Consider the following 5,603-nt stretch of genomic DNA (forward strand, 5'->3'; position numbering starts at 1 on the left):
ATGCGTAGAAATACAAAAACAATGTATGAGTGGAGAAAGGTATATAGGGATAAAGAGGAGCTGATGTTGGAGAGAGGTTTTCCAGAGGTCAGCCCCCATGAGTTCTATCGTGACTTGTTCCCAGAGGGGAGCTTACAGAGTGCAGAGCATGACGGAAAAGGAAATGTGATTGCAACCCAGATAAGACCATCTGGAAAGGGAAGAACGAAGCAGTGGGTTATAGATGATAGTCTGAATATGCTTGATAAGGTCATAGGGGACGAGTTCGGACTGATACCGCCTATCACGTTCTATGGCAAGACACACACGAAGCAGAACGCACATGAACTGTATGCGGTTGCAATAGATATTGATTATGTCGGAAAACAGCAGTTGAAGAACCTCTTGAAGCAATTCGGGAACGGAGTACAGCTCCGACCGACCTACCTTGTGAGTTCTGGAAAGGGTGTCCATGCCTATTACTTTTTGAAAGAGCCAGTACAGTTGTATCATAATCTGGAAGATACCCTTGCGGAGCTGAAAGAAGCATTTATCCGCAGACTATGGAACGATACGAGCAGTATCAGACCAGACAGCCCAGATATAACAGGTATCTATCAAGGCTTTAGGTGTGTTGGGAGCCAGAGCAAGCTGGGGGCAGACTTCCCAGTGAAAGCCTATAAGATGTCGGATAACCGCTATACTCTGGAAGATATAAAGGACAGCATACCGAACTGTAAGGTTGATTTATCGGTACTTACAGAGAAGCCGAAGAAAGAAAAGAGTAAGCTGTCACTGGACGAAGCAAAGAAGCTGTACCCAGAGTGGTATCAAGAGCGAGTTGTAGAGGGCAGACCGAAGAAAAAAGGCACATGGGTGTGTAATGAAGCCCTTTATGAGTGGTGGAAGAACAAGATTTTTACCGAAGTAAAGGTAGGCGGTAGGTACTTCTCAATCATGGCATTGTGTGCGTATGGCTTGAAATGTGGCATATCTGAAAGACGAATAAGGCAAGATGCCTATTCATTTTTGGAGCATCTGGAGAGCCTTACAGATGATGAGGACAACCATTTTACAAGGGAAGATGTAAAGGACGCATTGAAAGCCCTCAAAGCTGATAACAAGCTACTTTCGACTATGGCAAGCCGAGAATGGATAGAGAAGCAGACGAAAGTTGTCATACCGCCAAATAAGAGGAACGGCAGAAAGCAAGCCACGCACTTAAAAATCGCACGTTTTACCCTTGAAACAATGAATGAGGACAGGGGCAAAGCTCTACAAGGGAGACCAGACAAGGCGAAGATTGTCGAAGAATGGAGAGAAAGCAACCCTCTGGGAACAAAAGCGGACTGCATCCGAGAGACAGGACTTGCAAAGCATACGGTTTATAAGTGGTGGAAGTAGGGCATACTTGAAATGCTGAAAGGCATATGCTATAATGCCAGTAGGCAAGAAAGACGAAAGTGCTCATTGTGGCACGCAAAAAGCCCCGGAGTTGCGACCTCCGGGGCTTTTCTATTCCGTTGTGGCAAGGTGGCTTATGCCTTAGGCTGGCTACCGCCTATTTATCTCCGTCCAGCCATTTGCAGATGTAGTAGGCGACTACACTTGCCAAGACAGAGAGTAAGAAAGACGAAAATATACTCATGGTGGCACACCCCCTTTCTGTACCTGTATAGGGGTGGTAGCGTTGCCCATTATACCATAGTGGCAGAAATGCCACAAGAAGCCATTTCCCCTTGTTTATTATCAGAGCCATAAGGAAAAGAGTGTCAAGGGCGGTCGAAAGACCGCAGCGTTTACCCTTGATACTCTTTTTTGTTGGCTATCATGCCGGAGGGGGAAACGGCTGTCCGTCCGTTCCGTCACTTCCCCTTGTGCTTCATTGTCTGTTCCGGCGGAAGAAAGTAAAGGGTGGTCTGCGACCATTTTTTATCTGCTGCATTCGCTGATCGGCAAGCCGAAGCTCATACTGCAGATAAAAAACAAGCCCTTGACTGTCTCCCTCCTACACTTCCAAAGTCGCCCAAGAGGAAGTAAGCTCCACTGTATTTCTGGCGAAATCCACGCACGAATATATCCGCTTGACAAGTGGCTATCACTATGCTATATTATGTGTAGCGGATATATTGCAAGTTCTCTAAAGTGATAGCCTAACGGCTACACTTTAGAACTTGTGAGGGTGGCAAAGCCCCCCTTCAATCCCCCTTTGAGTGACCGCAGATATGCGGTAAATTGTTGAGTGATAGCCAAGAAGAAAGAGAGGTAAAAGCATGAGTTGGGGCGAGGAACAGCAGAAAGAAATTGAGACAATCAGAGAGAGAAAAATCACAGTGAAATTGTCGGACGCAGATTGTGACCGACTGGCGAGAAAGTGTGGGAAGCATGGTCTGACAATCGGAGAGCTGATAGAGAATTTTGTCGGAGATTTGGTGGGCGGTACTTACTCCAATGGAAGTGATGAAAGAGATTATGCTGACCAGTGGTTCGAGCGTTGTTGGTTCGGAATGTTCCCAGAGCCTACACTGCTGAATCACTTATTGAATTTGGGTTATGAACCAGAGCATTATCTGGATATGTTGGAGAACGTAGAGACAATAAAATCCGACATTGAAATTACTAAACAGAACATAGCAGAGCCAAGTGATGAATGGAAAGACATTGTGTACCACAAGTATAATGATGATTTTACAAGCTATGAGTGTGTGCCTTGTTACAATAGTGTTGATGAATATATAGCAAGCGAAAAAGAAGATTTAGAAAGCTATAAGGCAGACTTAGAAGAAGCACTGGAAGAACTGAAAGACATGAGAGCGGACTGGAAGCCAGAGAAAGAGCCGAACATGAACGAGGAAATCGAACTCATTAAGAAGTGGGTAAAGGAAAGAGAGGACTTCATCAATGAATAGGACAAGACCGAAGCAGATAGTTATAAGAGTGTCAGAGGAAGAACTTGCACAGATAAAAGAAAAAGTAGAGCAGTCTGGAAAGAGCCAACAGCAATATATCATTGAAGCCCTCACACAGTCGAACATTGTCAATCTGGACGGACTGAAAGAGATATATCCAGAGCTGAAAAGGCAAGGCAACAATCTGAACCAGATAGCCAAGAAGCTGAATGAAAATGGATATGTGGACTATAAGCAAGAACTTCCTAACACCATGAAAGAGGTGAGAGAAGTATGGCAGTTATTAAAGCAGTATCTTCAAAAGCAGGCATAGGGCAAGCACTGGACTATGTGACAAAAGAGGAAAAGACAGAGGATAAGCTTGTCAGCGGTCTGCACTGTGAACCAGATACAGTAAAGGACGAAATGCAAGCCACCAAGGAACTATGGGAGAAAACCGGGGGAAGGACATACAAGCACTTTGTCCAGAGCTACCATAAGGACGAGAAAATCACGCCGGAGCAGGCACACAGGAACGCCTTACAGCTTGCAGAGAATACGTCGGCATGGAAAGGGTTTGAGGTGCTTGTGGCTACCCATAAGGACAAAAAACATATCCATACGCACTTTATCGTCAATTCCGTCAATTTTGAGGACGGGCACAAGCTGCAGTGGAGCAGCGCCGACCTGCAGGAGCTGAAGGAGCGGTGCAACGCACAGAGCAGGGAGCAGGGGCTACACGTCTCAGAAAAGGGAAAGACCTTTGAAGGAGCGGAACGTGAGGAAACAGTGGCATGGAAAAAAGAGACGTACCAGCTTCTGAAGCAGGCGGAGCAGGGGAAAGTGAAAAGCTATGTCCAGGACATTGCCCTGGCAGTCCTGGACTGTAAGGAAACAGCGACCAGCCGGGAAAGCTTTATTCGGCTGATGAATGAAAGAGGGTACGGAGTGGACTGGCAGGACAGCCACAAATACATCACATATACCGACTTAGCAAGGAAGCAGGCAGGAGAAAAGGCTTGCAAAATTCGTAATAATAAGCTGGAAAAATACTACAACATGGGTTTTGGAAAGGAGGAACTGGAGCATGAGTTTGAGAGAAATGCACGAACAGCAGAAGTCAGAGCAGGCAAGTCCGAGAGAACGGATCCAAGAACTGAACCGTCAGAGCCGGACAGAGCTGGAGAACAGCCTGCTGAAGGAAGCCTTAGCTTTGTCGAGCGAGAGCTGCGAGGAATTGATGAAGCAGTCAAATCAAGGACAAGCAAGGGCAGAGCAGAACAGGCAGAGAGACGCCGAGCTGAGCAGGCAGCTCATCAGCGAGCTGAAGAAGCAAGTCGAGCAGTTAGAGAACAGCAACGAACTACTTCAGAACGCCATATCAGCCGGAATTGGGAGCCTGAGAGATGAGGTCAGAGAAAGTACCGTCCAAGAGGTAAAAAAGGCGTTACAGGCGAATATAGAGGCGGTACAGAAGGCAACAAAAGCTCTTGAAAAGCAGTCTGATACGCTTACAAGCGTAATGAAGCAGAAAGTCCGGGAGCTGGAGGAAAGCAAAAACAGCTTTTTCAGATATGAGGGCTTGAAGATATACCTGTTTTGGGGCGGTATGGTCTGTAATATTGGGACGTTTTTGATAGTGTTATATTATTTATTTGTCAAGTAAAGTTTTATAAAAATGTTATATATAATTAATGTTTTTTTGTTGAAAATATAGTATAGTAAAACAAAAAGGAGGGGATGCCAATGTACTTGTTGCTTTAGATGCTATAAAAATACATTGACATAGGAGGAAAATTAATGAGAAATATTCGCAGATCTGTAGCGTTAGCTTTGGCAGCAATAATGATGATGGCTATGAATATGGTTAGTTTTGCAGCAGATACAGCTCCTGCTGAAACCGAGGCGGTAGAATCGGTGACTCGTTCAACTAATGGAGAATCTGTTTTGCTGGATAAAGTATATTTTGCGTGTGATGGAAAAAACACAATTTCTTCTCGAGAACCTATTCCTGCTACAGCTTTAGATATTGAAAATAGAATTTTAGGAAGTATGGAGTATTTTTATGATGGTTTAGATTCATCTGGAAGACCGCAGTACACAGTTAAGGCATCTATGACGTCTAATCCATTAAAATTAAAATCCAGTAAACTTGTAACAAGAGCTGAAGGAGTAAATAGTTGGCATACAAATGAAGAAGATCATAATGGGTATACAGGAACTAATTCTCGAAGCTATGTATATACGACTCCGAATCCACCATCAAATCCATATTGTGAAGCAATATTAACCGCAACTGATGAGAAAGGTGACGAATACGCAGTATGGAAAGGAACTCTTCGTGATGCTAAGTAGAAAATACTGAAATATTGGTAAGAGTAGTGATGAAAATAAGAGGGAGTGAAGTGAGGATGAGATATTCTTAATTCACTCCCTTTTTTTAGAGGTCAAAAAGGTGCAATAAATTCATTGATAAGATAAGCGATAAGGGCGAGAGGGAGTGAGGTGTAGATATTGACACCAAAAAGGCACTCCCTTATACTTGATGGAAAAAGGTAAAATACTTCATTGATAAGATAAGCGGTGAAGGCGAGAGGGAGTGAGGTGTAGATATTGACACCAAAAAGGCACTCCCTTATACTTGAGAGAAAAAGGTGCAAAAATCTATTGATAAGATTAGCGGTCAAGCGGAGTAAGGGCAGTATATTATATAATATATCTAAGTAGGAGAAAAAT

The 5,603-nt window shown here is 44.1% G+C and carries 5 protein-coding genes and 1 pseudogene; all 6 read left to right on the plus strand.

Annotated features, from left to right (window positions below; translation table 11 throughout):
- The 6 genes and pseudogenes from ACI3EW_RS17085 (at position 1) to ACI3EW_RS17110 (ending at position 5,222) form a co-directional block, all read left to right on the plus strand.
- Complete coding sequence (locus tag ACI3EW_RS17085) at positions 1–1,383, plus strand: hypothetical protein (protein ID WP_002595441.1); 1,383 nt, start codon at positions 1–3, stop codon at positions 1,381–1,383.
- A gap of 869 nt (positions 1,384–2,252) precedes the next feature.
- Complete coding sequence (locus tag ACI3EW_RS17090) at positions 2,253–2,888, plus strand: hypothetical protein (RefSeq protein ID WP_002595442.1); 636 nt, start codon at positions 2,253–2,255, stop codon at positions 2,886–2,888.
- Positions 2,881–3,201 (plus strand): plasmid mobilization protein, encoded by a 321-nt coding sequence (locus tag ACI3EW_RS17095; RefSeq protein WP_002595443.1) that lies wholly within the window; start codon positions 2,881–2,883, stop codon positions 3,199–3,201. Before ACI3EW_RS17090 ends, ACI3EW_RS17095 begins: the two co-directional genes overlap by 8 nt.
- A pseudogene (locus ACI3EW_RS17100) lies at positions 3,162–3,545 on the plus strand (relaxase/mobilization nuclease domain-containing protein); the annotation flags it as partial. The gene ACI3EW_RS17095 and the pseudogene ACI3EW_RS17100, both read left to right, overlap by 40 nt.
- A gap of 409 nt (positions 3,546–3,954) precedes the next feature.
- Positions 3,955–4,533: a hypothetical protein gene (locus ACI3EW_RS17105; RefSeq protein ID WP_235845210.1), complete on the plus strand. Its 579-nt coding sequence runs from the start codon at positions 3,955–3,957 to the stop codon at positions 4,531–4,533.
- A gap of 134 nt (positions 4,534–4,667) precedes the next feature.
- Positions 4,668–5,222, plus strand: a complete 555-nt coding sequence (locus tag ACI3EW_RS17110; protein ID WP_002595445.1) for a hypothetical protein — start codon at positions 4,668–4,670, stop codon at positions 5,220–5,222.
- Positions 5,223–5,603 lie beyond the last annotated feature (381 nt).

The organism is Pilosibacter rotomagensis (genome assembly GCF_045062245.2).
Classification (GTDB): domain Bacteria; phylum Bacillota; class Clostridia; order Lachnospirales; family Lachnospiraceae; genus Pilosibacter.

What these genes read in the sequence shown, in the direction of transcription:
- ACI3EW_RS17085 (WP_002595441.1), top strand. Translation starts at nt 1, where the DNA reads ATGCGTAGAAATACAAAAACAATGTATGAGTGGAGAAAGGTATATAGG.
- ACI3EW_RS17090 (WP_002595442.1), top strand. Translation starts at nt 2,253, where the DNA reads ATGAGTTGGGGCGAGGAACAGCAGAAAGAAATTGAGACAATCAGAGAG.
- ACI3EW_RS17095 (WP_002595443.1), top strand. Translation starts at nt 2,881, where the DNA reads ATGAATAGGACAAGACCGAAGCAGATAGTTATAAGAGTGTCAGAGGAA.
- ACI3EW_RS17105 (WP_235845210.1), top strand. Translation starts at nt 3,955, where the DNA reads ATGAGTTTGAGAGAAATGCACGAACAGCAGAAGTCAGAGCAGGCAAGT.
- ACI3EW_RS17110 (WP_002595445.1), top strand. Translation starts at nt 4,668, where the DNA reads ATGAGAAATATTCGCAGATCTGTAGCGTTAGCTTTGGCAGCAATAATG.